This window comes from Mycobacterium sp. IDUB_3, assembly GCF_055419585.1.
Genome location: NZ_JBVAXZ010000001.1, coordinates 3,743,207 through 3,759,973 on the forward strand (window position 1 = coordinate 3,743,207; position 16,767 = coordinate 3,759,973).

General features: G+C 68.9%; 17 protein-coding genes. 11 read left to right on the plus strand and 6 right to left on the minus strand.

From position 1 onward, the window contains the following. The first annotated feature begins 42 nt into the window (after positions 1-42). Together dnaJ and ACZYVJ_RS17305 are read left to right on the plus strand one after the other, a co-directional pair. On the plus strand, positions 43-1,221 hold the full coding sequence (dnaJ, locus tag ACZYVJ_RS17300; protein WP_463832140.1) for a molecular chaperone DnaJ: 1,179 nt from the start codon (positions 43-45) through the stop codon (positions 1,219-1,221). Then, on the plus strand, positions 1,221-1,616 hold the full coding sequence (locus ACZYVJ_RS17305; RefSeq protein ID WP_463832141.1) for a heat shock protein transcriptional repressor HspR: 396 nt from the start codon (positions 1,221-1,223) through the stop codon (positions 1,614-1,616). The genes dnaJ and ACZYVJ_RS17305 overlap by 1 nt, the downstream gene beginning before the upstream one ends. Here ACZYVJ_RS17305 and ACZYVJ_RS17310 read toward each other — a convergent pair whose 3' ends face one another. Genes ACZYVJ_RS17310 through ACZYVJ_RS17320 form a run of 3 tightly spaced genes read right to left on the minus strand, consistent with a single transcriptional unit; the run spans position 1,617 to position 4,179 of the window. Next, positions 1,617-2,519: an aldose epimerase family protein gene (locus ACZYVJ_RS17310; RefSeq protein ID WP_463832142.1), complete on the minus strand. Its 903-nt coding sequence runs from the start codon at positions 2,517-2,519 to the stop codon at positions 1,617-1,619. Between the two features lie 2 nt (positions 2,520-2,521). After that, positions 2,522-3,703 carry an FAD-binding oxidoreductase gene (locus ACZYVJ_RS17315; RefSeq protein ID WP_463832143.1) on the minus strand — a complete coding sequence of 394 codons (1,182 nt, stop codon included), beginning with the start codon at positions 3,701-3,703 and terminating at the stop codon, positions 2,522-2,524. A 32-nt stretch (positions 3,704-3,735) separates the two neighbouring features. Next, on the minus strand, positions 3,736-4,179 hold the full coding sequence (locus tag ACZYVJ_RS17320) for a DUF3060 domain-containing protein (protein WP_463832144.1): 444 nt from the start codon (positions 4,177-4,179) through the stop codon (positions 3,736-3,738). Positions 4,180-4,312: 133 nt separating this feature from the next. Between ACZYVJ_RS17320 and clpB the strand changes: the two genes are divergently transcribed. The 7 genes from clpB (at position 4,313) to ACZYVJ_RS17355 (ending at position 12,570) form a co-directional block, all read left to right on the plus strand. After that, positions 4,313-6,859 (plus strand): ATP-dependent chaperone ClpB, encoded by a 2,547-nt coding sequence (gene clpB, locus ACZYVJ_RS17325; RefSeq protein ID WP_463832145.1) that lies wholly within the window; start codon positions 4,313-4,315, stop codon positions 6,857-6,859. A 113-nt stretch (positions 6,860-6,972) separates the two neighbouring features. Beyond that, entirely contained in the window at positions 6,973-7,851 is an 879-nt protein-coding gene (gene ttfA, locus ACZYVJ_RS17330; protein WP_463832146.1) for a trehalose monomycolate transport factor TtfA, read from the plus strand. An 83-nt stretch (positions 7,852-7,934) separates the two neighbouring features. Beyond that, on the plus strand, positions 7,935-8,474 hold the full coding sequence (pyrE, locus tag ACZYVJ_RS17335; protein ID WP_463832147.1) for an orotate phosphoribosyltransferase: 540 nt from the start codon (positions 7,935-7,937) through the stop codon (positions 8,472-8,474). A 12-nt stretch (positions 8,475-8,486) separates the two neighbouring features. Beyond that, positions 8,487-9,389: a hypothetical protein gene (locus tag ACZYVJ_RS17340; RefSeq protein ID WP_463832148.1), complete on the plus strand. Its 903-nt coding sequence runs from the start codon at positions 8,487-8,489 to the stop codon at positions 9,387-9,389. Continuing rightward, on the plus strand, positions 9,386-10,036 hold the full coding sequence (locus tag ACZYVJ_RS17345; RefSeq protein ID WP_463832149.1) for a TrmH family RNA methyltransferase: 651 nt from the start codon (positions 9,386-9,388) through the stop codon (positions 10,034-10,036). Before ACZYVJ_RS17340 ends, ACZYVJ_RS17345 begins: the two co-directional genes overlap by 4 nt. 51 nt (positions 10,037-10,087) lie before the next feature. Further along, positions 10,088-11,221 carry a glycoside hydrolase family 76 protein gene (locus tag ACZYVJ_RS17350; protein WP_463832150.1) on the plus strand — a complete coding sequence of 378 codons (1,134 nt, stop codon included), beginning with the start codon at positions 10,088-10,090 and terminating at the stop codon, positions 11,219-11,221. Continuing rightward, positions 11,218-12,570: a 3-oxoacid CoA-transferase gene (locus ACZYVJ_RS17355; RefSeq protein ID WP_463832151.1), complete on the plus strand. Its 1,353-nt coding sequence runs from the start codon at positions 11,218-11,220 to the stop codon at positions 12,568-12,570. The genes ACZYVJ_RS17350 and ACZYVJ_RS17355 overlap by 4 nt, the downstream gene beginning before the upstream one ends. A 10-nt stretch (positions 12,571-12,580) precedes the next feature. Here ACZYVJ_RS17355 and ACZYVJ_RS17360 read toward each other — a convergent pair whose 3' ends face one another. Next, on the minus strand, positions 12,581-13,273 hold the full coding sequence (locus tag ACZYVJ_RS17360) for a DedA family protein (protein ID WP_463832152.1): 693 nt from the start codon (positions 13,271-13,273) through the stop codon (positions 12,581-12,583). 128 nt (positions 13,274-13,401) lie between these two features. Between ACZYVJ_RS17360 and fbaA the strand changes: the two genes are divergently transcribed. Beyond that, positions 13,402-14,439, plus strand: a complete 1,038-nt coding sequence (gene fbaA / locus ACZYVJ_RS17365) for a class II fructose-bisphosphate aldolase (protein ID WP_463832153.1) — start codon at positions 13,402-13,404, stop codon at positions 14,437-14,439. Here the strand turns inward: fbaA and ACZYVJ_RS17370 are convergent. Next, the gene (locus ACZYVJ_RS17370) at positions 14,436-15,308 is read right to left on the minus strand and encodes an Rv0361 family membrane protein (protein ID WP_463832154.1); all 873 of its coding nucleotides are present in this window, start codon (positions 15,306-15,308) and stop codon (positions 14,436-14,438) included. The two genes, fbaA and ACZYVJ_RS17370, sit on opposite strands and share 4 nt — an antisense overlap. 120 nt (positions 15,309-15,428) lie before the next feature. Between ACZYVJ_RS17370 and ACZYVJ_RS17375 the strand changes: the two genes are divergently transcribed. After that, on the plus strand, positions 15,429-15,842 hold the full coding sequence (locus ACZYVJ_RS17375) for a DUF3151 domain-containing protein (RefSeq protein WP_463832155.1): 414 nt from the start codon (positions 15,429-15,431) through the stop codon (positions 15,840-15,842). Positions 15,843-15,844: 2 nt separating this feature from the next. Here the strand turns inward: ACZYVJ_RS17375 and ACZYVJ_RS17380 are convergent, their stop codons facing one another. Beyond that, positions 15,845-16,741 (minus strand): cation diffusion facilitator family transporter, encoded by an 897-nt coding sequence (locus ACZYVJ_RS17380; RefSeq protein WP_463832156.1) that lies wholly within the window; start codon positions 16,739-16,741, stop codon positions 15,845-15,847. Positions 16,742-16,767 lie beyond the last annotated feature (26 nt).

Genomic DNA, 16,767 nt, shown 5'->3' on the forward strand with positions numbered 1-16,767 from the left:
TGGAAGAGAGACCAAAAGAAAGTGGTGAGGGGGTGACGCGGCATGGCCCAGCGTGAATGGGTCGAAAAGGACTTCTATAAGGAGCTGGGCGTCTCCTCTGACGCCAGTCCCGAAGAGATCAAACGCGCCTACCGCAAGTTGGCGCGCGATCTGCACCCGGACGCCAACCCCGACAACCCCGCCGCCGGTGAACGATTCAAAGCGGTCTCCGAGGCGCACAACGTCTTGTCGGATCCGGCCAAGCGCAAGGAATACGACGAAACCCGAAGGCTGTTCGCCGGCGGTGGTTTTGGCGGGCGCCGGTTCGACAACGGCGGGTTCGGGGGCTTCAACGTCGGCGGTGACGGCGCCGAGTTCAACCTCAACGATTTGTTCGATGCCGCCGGCCGAAGCGGCGGCACCAACATCGGTGACCTGTTCGGCGGCTTGTTCGGGCGCGGTTCGGGCGCCCGGCCCAGCCGGCCGCGCCGCGGCAACGACCTCGAGACCGAAACCCAGCTGGATTTCGTCGAGGCCGCCAAGGGCGTGGCGATGCCGCTGCGGCTGACCAGTCCGGCGCCGTGCACCAACTGCCATGGCAGTGGCGCGCGGCCGGGCACCAGCCCGAAGGTGTGTCCAACCTGCAACGGCTCCGGCGTGATCAACCGCAACCAGGGCGCATTCGGCTTCTCCGAACCGTGCACCGATTGCCGGGGCAGCGGCTCGATCATCGAGCACCCCTGCGACGAGTGCAAGGGCACCGGCGTCACCACCCGCACCCGCACCATCAACGTGCGGATCCCGCCGGGCGTCGAGGACGGACAGCGCATCCGGCTGCCCGGCCAGGGCGAGGCTGGGTTGCGCGGTGCGCCGTCGGGTGACCTGTACGTGACGGTGCATGTGCGCCCGGACAAGGTGTTCGGGCGCGACGGAGACGACCTCACCGTGACCGTTCCGGTCAGCTTCACCGAGTTGGCCTTGGGCTCAACCATTTCGGTGCCCACGCTGGACGGCAAGGTCGGTGTGCGGGTGCCCAAGGGCACCGCCGACGGTCGCATCCTGCGGGTGCGTGGGCGTGGCGTTCCCAAGCGCAGCGGCGGCAACGGTGACCTGCTGGTGACCGTAAAGGTCGCCGTGCCACCCAATTTGGAGGGTGCGGCTCAGGAGGCGCTGGAGGCGTACGCCGCCGCCGAGCGGTCCAGCGGTTTCGACCCGCGGGCGGGATGGGCAGGTAATCGGTGATGGCCAAGGGCTCGAGCAATTCAAGAAAAGAGGATGCCCACACCTTCTTGATCTCGGTGGCCGCCGAGCTGGCCGGCATGCACGCCCAGACGCTGCGCACCTACGACCGGCTCGGCCTGGTCAGCCCGCGCCGGACCTCCGGTGGGGGACGGCGGTATTCGGAGCACGACGTCGACCTGCTGCGTGAGGTGCAACGGCTCTCGCAGGACGAGGGGGTAAACCTCGCCGGCATCAAGCGCATCATCGAGCTGACCAATCAGGTCGAGGCGCTGCAGGCCCGGGTCAAGGAGTTGACCGAGGAGCTGGCGCAGACCCGGGCCAGCCAGCGCCGCGACGTGGCGGTGGTGCCCAAGAGCACCGCGCTGGTGGTGTGGCAGCCGCGTCGGGGACGCTGATCACACCCGAAGAGAAAACCGCGTGACCGCCGGCTCGCCCGGTAGCGCGCAGCGGTAGCCGCCCCGGCGCAGGGCGTCGGTCGGTGCGGTCATAGGCTCGAAGCACACAATCGCCTTGGCGGGATCGTCGACCGGCGGGGCGAAAATCTGCGCCGCCGGATAGCCGTGTTCGAAATGCACCTCGATGCGGCGCCCGCCGCCGGACACGGCGAACACCGAACCTTCGGCCACCTGGTCGTAGGCGTCGTCGAAAGCCTTGTCGCACAACGCCTCTTCGCGCGCGGGTTGCGGCTCGGAGTCGCCCGTCGGCAGCCCCTTGTCGTCGAGGCCCAGATGCCGCAACGGCGGTGTCTCGATTACCCAGTCGGCCCGCGGCGCATCGGGCAGCTGCAGATAGGGATGGAACCCGAAGCACAGCGGCACCGCCCGGTCGCCGGTCGCGGTGACCGTGGTCCGGACCGTCAGCGTCCGGTCGGCCAGCTCCGCCGTCACCGTCAGCACGTGCGGATACGGGAAGCTGGCCAGCAATCGGGGATCGGCCCCGAAGTCCAGTTCGGCGGTCAGCTCGTTGGCGGTCTCGGCCGTCACCCGCCACCCGGGGTAGGCGGCCAGGACGCCGTGGATGGGCAGCCCGTTGGGGTCGGCGCGCACGCCGTTTTCTCCCGGCGTCAGGGTCACGGTGACGTCCTGCGCGGTATAAATGTTCTCGCCCAAGCGATTTGCCCACGGGTACAGAATCGGGATGCCCATCGTCTTGCCGTCCGAGATGTAGGCGTCCAGGCCGCGCCGCTGGCCCAGCAGCTCGACACCGGCGTCGCGCAGCGACGTGCCGATCATCCCCGCCTCCGGGACGAACTGCGCAACCACCGGCGACGACGGATCCTGCAGTGTGACGACGTGCATGGCTACCTCCATAGCGGGTCATGCTGAATGTGTTCGGGCGGAGCCCCTTTGGCGATCAGCGCGGCCTTGGTGGCGCTGACCATCGCCGGGCCGCCGCAGACCAGGATCTGCCGATCGCCCCAGCCGCCGTACTTGGTCACCACGTCGGGCAGCCGCCCGATCTGGTGCACGTGCAGGCCGCGCGGTGGGGTGACGTCGGGATAGTTTGTGGCCCAAGAGGGATCGCTGTTGTATTCCGAGACGGGCGAGACGGACAGCCACGGATTGTGGGAGGCGACCTGCCACAGGGTCGGCAGATCGTAGAGTTCGCAGCGGTAGCGGGCGCCGAAGAAAAGATGTATCCGCGGGTTCACCGCGAACCGCGACAGGTCCATGATCAGCGCCCGCAGCGGCGCCAGGCCCGTGCTGCCGGCAACCATCAGCACGTCGCCGGCCTCGCGGTCGACCCGTAGGCCGCCGTGCGGGCTGGACAGCCGCCACCGGTCGCCGGTGCGGGTTTCGTCGACGATCGCCGGGCTGACCAGGCCGCCGGGAACCAGGCGGACGTGAAACTCGATCCCGCCGCCGGGGTCGGCCGGAATCGCGGGACTCAAATACCGCCAGCGGTGCGGGCATTGGGGCACGTGCACGTTGACGTATTGGCCGGGGTGGTAGTCCATCGGCTGATCGAGCTGCAGCCGGACCACCGCCAGATCCCGCGACACCCGGAGGTGCTCGACGACGGTGCCGTCCCACCAGGCGGGCCCCTCCTCGGCGTCCGCGGCGCCGCTCATCACCCCGGTGATCAGGTTAAGCGACTGGTTGGCCGCCTCGTCGACGGCGTCGGTCCAGGCGGCACCCAGTTGAGCACGCAGCGTCGCCAACAACGCGCTCCGCAGGGTGTCGTAATGCGCCGGCAGCACACCGTATTTACGGTGATCGCGGCCGAGCTGGGCCAGGAACGCCACCGGCTCCTGCGCGCGGCGCGCGACCAGCTCGCCGTACACCCAGTGCAGCGCGCGACCGAAAGCGAGCCGCTGGGCCGCCATTTCGGGCGGGAACAGATCGCGCACCGAGCCGTCGAGGGCGAACCAATGGGTGTAGAAGCGGTGGACGAGCTCGCCGGGATCGCCGACGGAGGCCGACCCGCCCGGTGCGAAGGCATCGCGCAGCACCCGCAGCGCGTCGACGTCCTCCAGGCTCACGGGCCCCGATTGTAGGCTTGGCCGCCGGTGACTCAGCCCTGTCGGACGATGTTGGCGGTCCCGACGTTGTCGACCTTGGGCGAACCCCAGTGATAGAGAACGACGTTGCCGGTCCCCGACGCGCTGACCGCATCGGTGCTGTCGACCGCGACGTGGTTGCCGTTGCCGGAAACGCTGACGCTGGTGCAATGCCCGGTGAGGGTGATGGCGTTCTGCTTCCCGCTCACCGACAGGTAGCCGGCGTGACAGGGGATCGTCTTCGTCATACCGGTCCCGCTGACCTGCAGCGTGCCGGACTGCGGCACCGTCGTCGAGGGGTTGCCGCCGGCGAGATCGGTGTGCAACCCGACCGCGACAAGCCCGGTGAGAGCCAGTGCGGCGGCCACGGCGGCGAGCACGAGGGTCAGGGGAACGCGGCGCGGGGTTCCGGCGAACTCGGCGTCGGCCTGATCGGGGTGCTCCGTCGTCTGTGTCATCAGAACAGGGGTACCCCGTACGTCGTATTGCCCAAAACTCGATAGAGTTGAGCGGAACAGACTCAACCTTGACGGCGTTGCATAACCAGACAAGCATTTTTGCAAACCTTTTTGTACCCGAACGGAGCTCGTCGTGGACTCTTTCAACCCGACCACCAAGACCCAAGCGGCGCTGACTTCCGCGCTGCAGGCGGCCTCGGCCGCCGGTAATCCCGAGATCCGGCCCGCACACCTGCTGATGGCCCTGCTGACGCAGGCGGACGGCATCGCCGCGCCGCTGCTGGAGGCCGTCGGCGTCGACCCGGCCGCCATCCGCGCCGAAACCGAGCGGGTGCTGGAGCGGCTGCCGCAGATCAGCGGCGCCAGCTCGCAACCGCAGTTGTCGCGCGAGTCGCTGGCCGCCGTTACCACCGCCCAGCAGCTGGCCACCGAGATGAACGACGAGTACGTCTCGACGGAGCACCTGCTGGTCGGCCTGGCCACCGGCGACTCCGACGTCGCCAAGCTGTTGACCGGCCACGGCGCCTCGCCCCAGGCGCTGCGCGACGGGTTCGTCAAGGTGCGGGGCAGCGGCCGGGTCACCAGCCCGGAACCGGAGGCGACCTATCAGGCGCTGGAGAAGTACTCGACCGACCTGACCGAGCGGGCCCGCGAAGGCAAACTCGACCCGGTCATCGGGCGGGACAACGAGATTCGCCGCGTCGTGCAGGTGCTGTCTCGGCGCACCAAGAACAACCCGGTGCTGATCGGTGAGCCCGGCGTCGGCAAGACCGCGATCGTCGAGGGCCTTGCCCAGCGCATCGTGGCCGGCGACGTGCCGGAGAGCCTGCGCGACAAGACCGTCATCAGCCTGGACCTGGGATCGATGGTGGCCGGCGCGAAGTACCGCGGCGAGTTCGAGGAGCGCCTCAAGGCCGTCCTCGACGACATCAAGAACTCCGCCGGGCAGATCATCACCTTCATCGACGAGCTGCACACCATCGTCGGGGCCGGCGCGACCGGCGAGGGCGCGATGGACGCCGGCAACATGATCAAGCCGATGCTGGCCCGCGGCGAGCTGCGGCTGGTCGGCGCCACCACGCTCGACGAGTACCGCAAGTACATCGAGAAGGACGCCGCGCTGGAGCGCCGCTTCCAGCAGGTGTTCGTCGGCGAGCCGTCGGTGGAGGACACCGTCGGCATCCTGCGCGGCCTGAAGGACCGCTACGAGGTGCACCACGGGGTGCGCATCACCGACTCCGCGCTGGTCGCCGCGGCGACGCTGTCCGACCGCTACATCACCGCGCGCTTCCTGCCGGACAAGGCCATCGACCTGGTCGACGAGGCTGCCAGCCGGCTCAAGATGGAGATCGACTCGCGGCCGGTCGAGATCGACGAGGTCGAGCGCCTGGTGCGCCGCCTCGAGATCGAGGAGATGGCGCTCGAGAAGGAAGAAGACGAGGCGTCCAAGGAGCGGCTGGAGAAGCTGCGCTCGGAGCTGGCCGACCAGAAGGAGAAGCTGTCCGAGCTCACCACGCGCTGGCAGAACGAGAAGAACGCCATCGACGTCGTGCGCGAACTCAAGGAACAGCTGGAAGCGCTGCGCGGGGAGTCCGAGCGCGCCGAGCGCGACGGCGACCTGGCCAAGGCCGCCGAGCTGCGTTACGGGCGCATCCCCGAGGTGGAGAAGAAGCTCGACGCCGCGCTGCCGCAGGCCGAGGCCCGCGAGAACGTGATGCTCAAGGAGGAGGTCGGTCCCGACGACATCGCCGAGGTGGTCTCCGCGTGGACCGGAATCCCGGCCGGGCGGATGCTCGAGGGCGAGACCGCCAAGCTGCTGCGCATGGAAGACGAGCTGGGCAGGCGCGTCATCGGGCAGAGGAAGGCCGTGACGGCCGTCTCGGACGCCGTTCGGCGGTCCCGCGCCGGCGTCGCCGACCCCAACCGGCCCACCGGTTCGTTCATGTTCCTCGGGCCGACCGGCGTCGGGAAGACCGAGCTGGCCAAGGCGCTGGCCGAGTTCCTGTTCGACGACGAACGCGCGATGGTCCGCATCGACATGAGCGAATACGGCGAGAAGCACTCGGTGGCCCGGCTGGTCGGCGCCCCGCCCGGATACATCGGCTACGACCAGGGCGGGCAGCTGACCGAGGCGGTGCGGCGGCGTCCGTACACGGTGATCCTGTTCGACGAGATCGAAAAGGCGCACCCGGACGTGTTCGACGTGCTGCTGCAGGTGCTCGACGAGGGCCGGCTGACCGACGGGCAGGGCCGCACGGTCGACTTCCGCAACACCATCCTGATCCTGACGTCCAACCTGGGGTCGGGTGGCAGCGAGGAGCAGGTGATGGCCGCGGTGCGCTCGGCGTTCAAGCCGGAGTTCATCAACCGGCTCGACGACGTGATCATCTTCCACGGCCTCGAGCCCGGTGAGCTGGTGCAGATCGTCGACATCCAGCTGGCCCAGCTGCAGAAGCGGCTGGCCCAGCGCCGCCTCACGCTGGAGGTGTCGCTGCCGGCCAAGCAGTGGCTGGCCCACCGCGGGTTCGACCCGGTCTACGGGGCGCGGCCGTTGCGCCGCCTGGTGCAGCAGGCCATCGGCGACCAGCTGGCCAAGCTGTTGTTGGCCGGCGACGTGCACGACGGCGACACGGTTCCGGTGAACGTCAGCCCGGATGGCGACTCGCTGATCCTGGGCTGACCGCTGGGGGGGACCATCGGCGGTCCGGCGACACGCAGCTATCTCCAGCTGTGATTGGGTTGTGACCTGGTCGCCTTCTGTGTTCCGGGCCAATAGCAGATACCCTGTTTTGGATGGTCCCCCTCTGGTTCACGCTCTCCGCGCTGTGCTTTGTCGGCGCGGGGGTGCTGCTGTACGTCGACATCGATCGGCGACGCGGGCGCAGCAGGCGCCGCAAGTCGTGGGCGCGGTCGCACGGGTTCGACTACGAGCGTGAATCAGCCGACATCCTCAAGCGCTGGAAGCGCGGGGTGATGTCGACGGTGGGCGACGTGGCCGCCCAGAACGTGGTGCTGGGTCAGATCCGCGGCGAGGCCGTGTACATCTTCGACCTGGAAGAGGTCGCCACCGTCATCGCGCTGCACCGCAAGGTGGGCACCAACGTCGTGGTCGACCTGCGGCTCAAGGGACTCAAAGAGCCACGGGAAAGCGACATTTGGCTGTTGGGCGCCATCGGGCCGCGGATGGTCTACTCCACCAATCTCGATGCCGCCCGCCGGGCCTGCGACCGCCGCATGGTCACCTTCGCGCACACCGCACCGGACAGCGCCGAGATCATGTGGAACGAGCAGAACTGGACGCTGGTTGCCCTGCCGATCACCAGTGCCCGCACCGAGTGGGACGAGGGCCTGCGCACCGTGCGCCAGTTCAACGACCTGTTGCGGGTGCTGCCGCCGCTGCCCGAAGAGACCCCGCAGGAGACCGGGGCGCCGTCGGGCCCGCGCAACGCCTCACCGAGCCGGCCGCTGGCCCCGGCGGGCCGCGCCGAGCTGCCGCCCCGGCGCGCGCAGCAGGACGTGGCTGGGCTGCTCGGCCCCGATCTTGCGCCCGGTCGTCGCGCCGCCGAACCGGTGCGCCGCGACCAGCCTCGATCCGACGGGCGTGCGGAAACCCTCCGCCGCCCACCCCCCTCCGGGCGCAACGGCCACCAGGCCAGCAACTATCAGCGCTGACGGCGGGGCGGCGGCCGGTGATGGCGCCGTCATTAGGATGTCGCTCATGCCCCGCCCCGTAGCCCTGATCACCGGAAGTGGCCGTGGCCGGACCTGACCTCAAAGAGTTGGCGGAGCTGGTGTCGCGCCTGTCGGTGGTGCACGGGCGGGTCACGCTGTCCTCCGGCAAGGAAGCCGACTACTACGTCGACCTGCGCCGGGCCACGTTGCACCACCGCGCCTCGGCGTTGATCGGCACGCTCATGCGCGAACTGACCAGCGACTGGGACTACGACCTTGTCGGCGGGCTGACCCTGGGCGCCGACCCGGTGGCCACCGCCGTCATGCACGCATCGGGGCGCCCGATCGACGCCTTCGTCGTGCGTAAATCGGCGAAAACCCATGGGCTGCAACGCCTTATCGAAGGTTCAGAGGTTTCCGGCAAGCGGGTCCTGGTCGTCGAGGACACCAGCACCACCGGCAACTCGGCGCTGACCGCGGTGCGCGCCGTCCAGGAGGCCGGCGGCGAAGTGGTGGGGGTGGCCACCGTGGTGGACCGCGCCACCGGGGCCGCCGAGGCCATCGAGGCCGAGGGGTTGCCCTACCGAAGCGTGCTCGGCCTCGCCGATCTGGGGCTGAGCTAGGCCGGCTTCACCGTGCGCACATTCCTCGCGATAGCGGCCTGCTTGGCGCTGTGTCTGGCCGGCTGCTCGTCCTCCAGCCAACCCGTGCGTCCCTACGGCGCCCAGGGGGCGCGACTCGGCGAATCGCTGGCCCTGCTGGGCTGGAACATGTCGGTGTCGAATCTGCGCTGGGACGGTGACTACGTGCTGGTCGACGTCGACGCCAGCCCGGCCTCGGCCAAGGATCCGCACGCCAAACCCGAGGACATCCGCTTCGGGCTCTACGGCGCGCTGGCGCACCCGATGGAGACCGCCGGCCTGGGCAGCTGCGACAACGCGAAGACCGGCGTGCATGACGTCCCCGCGCCGCTCTCGGCACCTCGCGACCGGCTCACCGGCACGGTTTGCCTCGGCCCGCTGAAGGATCGGAGCCAGGTGCGCGGTGTCTACGGTTACTCGCCGCGCGACCGGATCCCGGACAGCTCGTCGGCGTACCCGGTCGCCTTCCCGGTCGGGCTGCTGCCGACCAACCCCAACGACAGCGGCGGCCTGGCGGTCAAGACCGCCAGCCTGTCGGCATGGCGCGCGGACGGCACCCCGATGACCAAGATGCAGCTGGGCGACCCGGGGGCGTTCACCGGCAACGGCTACATGCTGCTGGGGCTGGAGGCCACCGCCATCGCGGCGCGCTATCGCGACGAGTCCGTCAAGCGCGGCGGCCCGATGATGCTGCTGGCATCCCCGACCCTGCCGTCGCCGGGGTTGAACCCGGCCTGCGCGACGTACGGGTCGTCGGTGCTGATCCTGCCCGACGCGTCCTTGGACGCGGTGCACGTGAACGCGTCGCTGTGCACCCAGGGCGAGATCAACGACGCGTTGCTGTACGCGACGTTGGCCATCGACGGCACGCACGCCGGTGTGTGGACGCAGCGATGAGCGAACCACCCGGGCCGACCGAATGGGCGGCGACACCGCCCGCCGGCGTCGGCCCGTGGCCGGGTGAGCCGCCCGACGACCCCCGGTATGACCCAGTCCTGTTGCGTGAGGGCGACACTCGCAACGTCGTCGACGCCTACCGGTACTGGACCCGGGAAGCGATCATCGCCGACATCGACCGGCGCCGCCATCCCCTGCACGTGGCCATCGAGAACTTCGGTCACGACGCCAACATCGGTTCGGTGGTGCGCACCGCCAACGCCTTCGCGGTGCACACCGTGCACATCGTGGGGCGACGGCGGTGGAATCGCCGCGGCGCCATGGTGACTGACCGCTATCAGCGGTTGTGTCACCACGACAGCACCGCCGAACTGCTGGCCTTCGCGGCCGATGCCGGGCTGACCGTGGTCGCGGTGGACAACGTGCCGGGCGCGGCGCGCCTGGAGGAGGCCGCCCTGCCGCGCAAGTGCCTGCTGGTGTTCGGTCAGGAGGGGCCGGGGATCACCGACGACACCCGCACGGGCGCGGGGCTGACGGTGTCGATCGCGCAGTTCGGCTCGACGCGCAGCATCAACGCCGGCGTCGCCGCCGGGATCGCCATGCACGCCTGGGTCGAGCAGCACGCCGACCTGACCCGCGCCTGGTGAGCCCCCGACGCCCTACACACCCGCTCACCGCGTGGGGCAGGATCGACAGGTATGGATCAGCTCTGGGCCAACCGCGCGGCCAGCAGCGAAGCCGCTGTCACCCAACGACACCTGAAACGGCTGTGGGGGCTGCCCGCCACCCAGCTGGGGGTGGTGGCCTGGCCGGCGGCGCGGCGCGACCGCTGGTTCGGCACCTGGCACTACTGGTGGCAGGCGCATCTGCTCGATTGCCTGGTCGACGCCCAGCAGCGCGATCCGCGGCCGCACCGGTACACCGAGATCAACCGGCAGGTCCGCTCGCACCGGTTGCGCAACAACTTCTCCTGGATCAACAGCTACTACGACGACATGGCCTGGCTGGCACTGGCGCTCGAACGCGCCGCCCGGATCGCCGGCGTCGAGCGCCGGCGGGCGCTGCCCAAGCTCGCCGGCCAGTTCGTCAAGGCGTGGGCGCCCGAGGACGGCGGCGGCATCCCGTGGCGCAAGTCCGACCAGTTCTTCAACGCCCCGGCCAACGGCCCGGCCGGAATCTTCCTCGCCCGCTACGGGGACCATCTGAAACGTGCTGAGCAGATGGGCAATTGGATTGACCAGACGCTGATCGACCCGGAGACGCACCTGGTGTTCGACGGCATCAAAGCCGGTTCGCTGGTGCGCGCGCAGTACACCTACTGCCAGGGCGTGGTGCTCGGGCTGGAGACCGAGCTGGCCGCCCGCACCGCCGTTGAGATCAGGCAGCGACACGCCGCCCGGGTGCACCGGCTGGTCGCGGCCGTGCACGAACACATGGCGCCGGCGGGCGTGCTGGCCGGCGCCGGCGGCGGCGACGGCGGCCTGTTCGCCGGGGTGACGGCCCGCTACCTGGCGCTGGTGGCCACCACGCTGCCGGGGGAGGAGGCCGACGACGTGCTGGCCCGCGACACCGCCCGGCAGATCGTGCTGGCCAGTGCGAAGTCGGCGTGGGACAACCGGCAAACGGTGGACGGATTGCCGGTGTTCGGCCCGTTCTGGGACCGCGACGCCCAGTCGCCAACGGCGGGCGGCAAACAGGCGGAGTTCGTCGAGGGCGCGGTGATGGCGTCCGAGGTGGCCGAGCGGGATCTGTCGGTGCAGCTGTCGGGGTGGATGCTCATGGAGGCCGCCTGTAACGTCTCCGCCGAGTCGAAGAACAGGAGCACCCGGTGAGCAACAAGGTCCACCACGACGCGGAGTCGGCCCTGCACGGCCTGCTGAAGGACGGCATCACCATCGCCGCGGGCGGCTTCGGTCTGTGCGGCATCCCCGAGAAGCTGATCCAGGCTCTGGTCGACAGCGGCATCAAGGACCTCACCATCGTCGGAAACAACGCCGGCGTAGACGATTTCGGCATGGGACTGCTGCTCAAGGGCCGGCAGGTGAAAAGGGTGATCGCCTCCTACGTCGGCGAGAACAAGGAGTTCGAACGCCAGGTGCTGTCCGGCGAGCTGGACCTGGTGCTGACGCCGCAGGGCACGCTCGCGGAGAAGCTGCGCGCCGGCGGCGCCGGCATCCCCGGCTTCTACACCCGCACGGCCTTCGGCACCAACCTCGCCGAGGGCAAGGACACCAGGGTCTTCGACGGCACCGAATACGTTCTGGAAGAAGGAATTCGGGCCGACGTGGCGATCGTTAAGGCGTGGAAGGGCGACACCGCCGGCAACCTCGTCTACCGCAAGACGGCGCGCAACTTCAACCCGATGATCGCCACCTGCGGCGCAATCACCGTCGCCGAGGTGGAGGAGCTGGTCGAGGTCGGCGAGCTGGACCCCGACCTGATCCACACCCCGGGCATCTACGTCGACCGCATCATCGAGGGCACCGGCTACGAGAAGCGCATCGAGTTCCGCACCACCAGCGGCGGCGCCGCGCTGAAGAACGACAGCCCCGTCCGCGAGCGGATGGCCCAGCGCGCCGCCCAGGAATTGCGCGACGGCTTCTACGTGAACCTGGGCATCGGCATTCCAACGTTGGTGGCCAACTTCATTCCCGACGGCATCAAGGTCACCCTGCAATCGGAGAACGGCCTGCTCGGCATCGGCGCCTACCCGAGCGAGGACACCGTCGACCCCGATCTCATCAACGCGGGCAAGCAGACCATCACCAGCCTGCCCGGGTCGAGCTTCTTCAGCAGCGCCGATTCCTTCGCGATGATCCGCGGCGGCCACATCGACCTGTCCATCCTGGGCGCCCTGGAGGTCGCCGAGAACGGGGACCTGGCCAACTGGATGGTGCCGGGCAAGATGGTCAAAGGCCCAGGCGGCGCAATGGATTTGGTGTCCGGCGTCAAGCGCGTGATCGTGCTGATGGATCACACCGCGAAAGACGGCAGCCCCAAGGTGCTCAGCCAGTGCTCGCTGCCACTGACCGGCAAGAACGTCGTCGACATGATCATCACCAACCTGTGCGTCTTCGACGTCGAGCCGGGACACGGGTTGGTGCTCACCGAGCTGCAGCCCGGCGTCACGGTCGAGGAAGTTCGCGCCAAGACGGGCTGCGACTTCAAAGTCGCGGTCTGAGCGCGGCCGGCTACTCGGCCGCCGGCAGCCGCTCCGATTCCCGGTCGTCGGTGCTGGGCGCGTGCTTGCGTCCCCGGTAGCTTCGCCAGGCGGCGATGAACGCCGGCATCAGCGAGACGAGCAGGATCACGAGCAGGATCTTCTGCAGGTTGTGGTGCACGAACGGCACGTTGCCCATGAAGTAGCCCGCCAGCGTCACACCGCCGCCCCAGAGGATACCGCCGACGATGTCGAAGCCCAGGAACACCGGGTAGCGCATGTAGGACACCCCGGCGACCGGCGGGACGAACGTCCGCACGAACGGCGCGAACCGGGCCAGGATGATCGCCCAGGGCCCGTACTTCTCGAAGAAGGCGTGTGACTCGGTCACGTAGTGCTTCTTGAAGAACCGGGAGTCTTCCTTCTTGAACAGCGCCGGGCCGATCCGCCGGCCGATCCAATACCCGGTCTGATCGCCCAATATCGCCACCGTGGCGACTGCGGGGGCCAGCACCCAGATGCTGGCCGGTGGGTTCGGGTGCGCGGCCAGCAGGCCGCCGGTGAACAGCAGCGACTCGCCGGGCAGCAGCGGAAACAGCAGCCCGGTTTCGATGAAGACGATCACCAGGATGCCGGGCAGCACCGCGGACCCGAAGACGCCGTCGGCGCCCAACCAATACATCGGGTCGAAGATGTGGGGCAGGGCCGTCACGGCGGTGCTCATGATCCCTCAACATACCGGCGAAACGACCCTGGCCCGCACAAAGGCTGGACTAACCCGCGCGTCGGGCCGCCGGGTAGCTGCGACCACGCATCCGTGGTTGGGTAGGAGCAGCCGTCAGGAGGTGTCTGATGCCCATCGCCACACCCGAGGTCTACGCCGAGATGCTGCGACGCGCCAAGGACGGCTCGTATGCCTTCCCGGCGATCAACTGCACCTCGTCGGAGACCGTGAACGCGGCCATCAAGGGCTTCGCCGATGCGGGCAGCGACGGGATCATCCAGTTCTCCACCGGCGGTGCCGAATTCGCGTCCGGGCTCGGCGTCAAGGACATGGTGGCCGGCGCGGTGGCGCTGGCCGAGTTCACCCGTTCGATCGCGGGCAGATACCCGATCAACGTTGCGCTGCACACCGACCATTGCCCCAAGGACAAGCTGGACACCTATGTCCGCCCGCTGCTGGCGATCTCGGCCGAACGGGTGGCCGCGGGCCACGATCCGCTGTTCGGGTCGCACATGTGGGACGGGTCGGCCGTGCCGATCGACGAGAACCTGACGATCGCGCGGGAGCTGCTCACGGAGGCCGCGGCCGCCAAGATCATCCTCGAGATCGAGATCGGCGTGGTGGGCGGCGAAGAGGACGGCGTCGCCCACGAGATCAACGACAAGCTCTACACCACGCCGGACGACTTCGAGAAAACCATCGACGCACTGGGGCACGGCGAGCACGGCACGTACCTGCTCGCCGCCACCTTCGGCAACGTCCACGGCGTCTACAAGCCCGGCAACGTCAAGCTGCGTCCCGACATCCTGTCCCTGGGCCAAAAGGTGGCGGCGGCCAAGCTGGGGCTGCCCGAGGAGGCCAAGCCGTTCGACTTCGTCTTCCACGGCGGTTCCGGCTCCCTGACGTCGGAGATCGAGGAGTCGCTGCGCTACGGCGTGGTGAAGATGAACGTGGACACCGACACCCAGTACGCGTTTACCCGCCCCATCGCCGGTCACATGTTCGCCAACTACGACGGCGTGCTGAAGGTAGACGGCGAGGTCGGCGTCAAGAAGGTCTACGACCCGCGCAGCTACCTCAAGAAGGCCGAGGCGTCGATGTCCGAGCGGGTGGTCCAGGCCTGCACCGACCTGCACTGCGCCGGAAAGTCACTCGGTGCGGGCTAGCCGCTGGCGGACTGGCAGACCTTCCACTGGTCGTCGCGGTACTGCAGATCCATGCTGCGGGTGGAGCGCAGCTGCGGGTCGTAGGCCATGAACGTGGTGACGTTCGCCTCGGCGTGCTGGCCGTTGACCACCACCTGATCGATGCTGGCGATCACCGGATACTGCTTGGCCGCCGACACCCGCCGGTAGGTCTCGTCCCAGGCATGCTCGTCGTAGTCGGCATAGCCGTCGCGGGTGGTGCCGCACGTGATGGTGCGCAGCGTGGTCAGATCACCCCGCTGGATCGCGACGTCGAAGTTCTGGATGGTGTGCCGAACCTGGTCTTCCTGCGACACGTTGGTGTGTTTGCCCCGGGTCAGCAGCACCGTGCCCAGGATCGCGATCGCCGCCAGCGCCAGCACGATCACCACCAGCGCCAGGACCCAGCCCCAGTTGATCTGCCGGGAGGTGCGCAACTTTCCGCCGAGCCGGGGCGGGATCGATTGCGGGACAGCGGGTTTCGGTGGGACTCCGAACTGTGCGGTGCCGTCCTGTCCCGGCGATGTCGCGAAGACCTCGGTGGCAGGCTCCGGCGTGGTGGAGATGATCGCGGTTTCTTTGGCGTCGAAGCCCGGCGCGGTGAAGCGACGTTCGCGCTGCGGCCCGTCCGGTGATTCCTGCGGGCCGCTGTGCGGGTCGGGTCTGTTGATCACCACGGTCTCGGTCTCGGAGTCGGTGGGGACCATGGGGACGCTCTCGGTGGCGTCCTGTCCGCTGTCGAAGCCGGACTCGGCCCCCCACTCGTCGCTCGGTTCGTTGCGAGACTCGCGTGGGTCGAACCCGGGCCGTTTCGGCGTGCCGCCGCGGTCGGGTTCGGATGGGTTGGGCATGAGTACTACTGTCCTCCCGCTTCGTGGGGTAGTTGCAGAGCTTAGCGATCGAGGACCCGCCTCGGGGCGATGGCCGAGGTGCGTCACGCGGGCAAAACGAGCGAGCTGCAGAATAGAGCCATGACGCCTATGGGAGATCTTCTAGGGCCCGACCCGATCCTGCTGCCCGGAGATACCGATGCCGAGGCGGAACTGCTGGCCGGTGAGAAGGCCGGCATCGTCGCGGCCGCGCATCCGACGGCGTCGGTGGCCTGGGCGGCGCTGGCCGAGCAGTCCCTGGCCGACGACGAGGCCATCACCGCCTACGCCTACGCCCGGACCGGCTATCACCGCGGCCTGGACAAGCTGCGCCGGAACGGCTGGAAGGGCTTCGGCCCGGTCCCGTATTCGCACGAACCCAACCGCGGCTTCCTGCGGTGTGTGGCAGCACTGGCCCGCGCCGCCGACACGATCGGCGAAGCCGACGAGTACTCGCGCTGCCTGGACCTGCTCGACGATTGCGACCCCGAGGCGCGCAAAGCGCTGGGGCTGTGACGCTAGAAGCTGTCCGAGCAATCGGTGTCGTCGGGGCAGTCGATCTGAACGGTGGCGTGCTCCAGCCCGCGCTCCGATAACACTCCGCGCGCGTCGTGCAGCACCCGCGCGGAGTCACCGGCGCTGATCAGGTGTGCGGTGCACATGTCCTTGCCTGGTGACAGGGTCCACACGTGCAGGTCGTGCACGTCGATCACCCCGTCGACGGCTCCGAGCGCGGCGCGCAGCTCCTCGACGTCGATGTGGGTCGGCGACGATTCGGACAGGATCCGCAGCGCGTCGCGGGCCAGCGCGACGGCCCGGGGCAGCACCCAGAGCGCGACCAGCACCGCCACCACCACGTCGGCGTAGGGCCAGTGCGTCGTCACGGTGACCACTCCGGCGATCAGCACGCCCAGGCTGCCCACGGTGTCGGCGACGACCTCCATGTAGGCGCCCTTGACCGCCAGGCTGCCCGACGAGTGGGAACGCAACAACAACGCGACGACGAAGTTCGCGGCCAGCCCGGCCAGCGCGACCACGATCATCGGCACGCCGGGGACGGCGGGAGCTTCCCTGAGGCGCTGGACGGCCTCGTAGAGGATGAACAGCGCCACGCCGATCAGCAGCCCGGCGTTGGCGACGGCGGTGAACACCTCGGCGCGATGCCAGCCGTAGGTCCGGGCGGGCGACGCGCTGCCGCGGCGGGCCAGCGTCACGGCGGCGAGCCCCATGAAGACCGCGACCACGTCGGTCAGCATGTGGCCGGCGTCGGCCAGCAGGGCGATCGAGTTGATCAGCAGCGAGGTGACCAGTTCCACCACGAAGAACGCCGCCAGAATCGCCGCGGCCATGATCATGCGCGGGATCAGGCGAGCGTCGTCCGTCTCGGCGGGGGTGTGGTTGTGGCCTGCGCCCATGGCGCGAAATATATGCGCAATAGCGC

Bases quoted from the DNA above. Each gene is read 5' to 3' on its own strand.
- dnaJ (WP_463832140.1), top strand. From the start codon at position 43: ATGGCCCAGCGTGAATGGGTCGAAAAGGACTTCTATAAGGAGCTGGGC.
- ACZYVJ_RS17305 (WP_463832141.1), top strand. From the start codon at position 1,221: ATGGCCAAGGGCTCGAGCAATTCAAGAAAAGAGGATGCCCACACCTTC.
- ACZYVJ_RS17310 (WP_463832142.1), bottom strand. From the start codon at position 2,519: ATGCACGTCGTCACACTGCAGGATCCGTCGTCGCCGGTGGTTGCGCAG.
- ACZYVJ_RS17320 (WP_463832144.1), bottom strand. From the start codon at position 4,179: ATGACACAGACGACGGAGCACCCCGATCAGGCCGACGCCGAGTTCGCC.
- ttfA (WP_463832146.1), top strand. From the start codon at position 6,973: ATGGTCCCCCTCTGGTTCACGCTCTCCGCGCTGTGCTTTGTCGGCGCG.
- ACZYVJ_RS17345 (WP_463832149.1), top strand. From the start codon at position 9,386: ATGAGCGAACCACCCGGGCCGACCGAATGGGCGGCGACACCGCCCGCC.
- ACZYVJ_RS17350 (WP_463832150.1), top strand. From the start codon at position 10,088: ATGGATCAGCTCTGGGCCAACCGCGCGGCCAGCAGCGAAGCCGCTGTC.
- ACZYVJ_RS17360 (WP_463832152.1), bottom strand. From the start codon at position 13,273: ATGAGCACCGCCGTGACGGCCCTGCCCCACATCTTCGACCCGATGTAT.
- fbaA (WP_463832153.1), top strand. From the start codon at position 13,402: ATGCCCATCGCCACACCCGAGGTCTACGCCGAGATGCTGCGACGCGCC.
- ACZYVJ_RS17370 (WP_463832154.1), bottom strand. From the start codon at position 15,308: ATGCCCAACCCATCCGAACCCGACCGCGGCGGCACGCCGAAACGGCCC.
- ACZYVJ_RS17375 (WP_463832155.1), top strand. From the start codon at position 15,429: ATGACGCCTATGGGAGATCTTCTAGGGCCCGACCCGATCCTGCTGCCC.
- ACZYVJ_RS17380 (WP_463832156.1), bottom strand. From the start codon at position 16,741: ATGGGCGCAGGCCACAACCACACCCCCGCCGAGACGGACGACGCTCGC.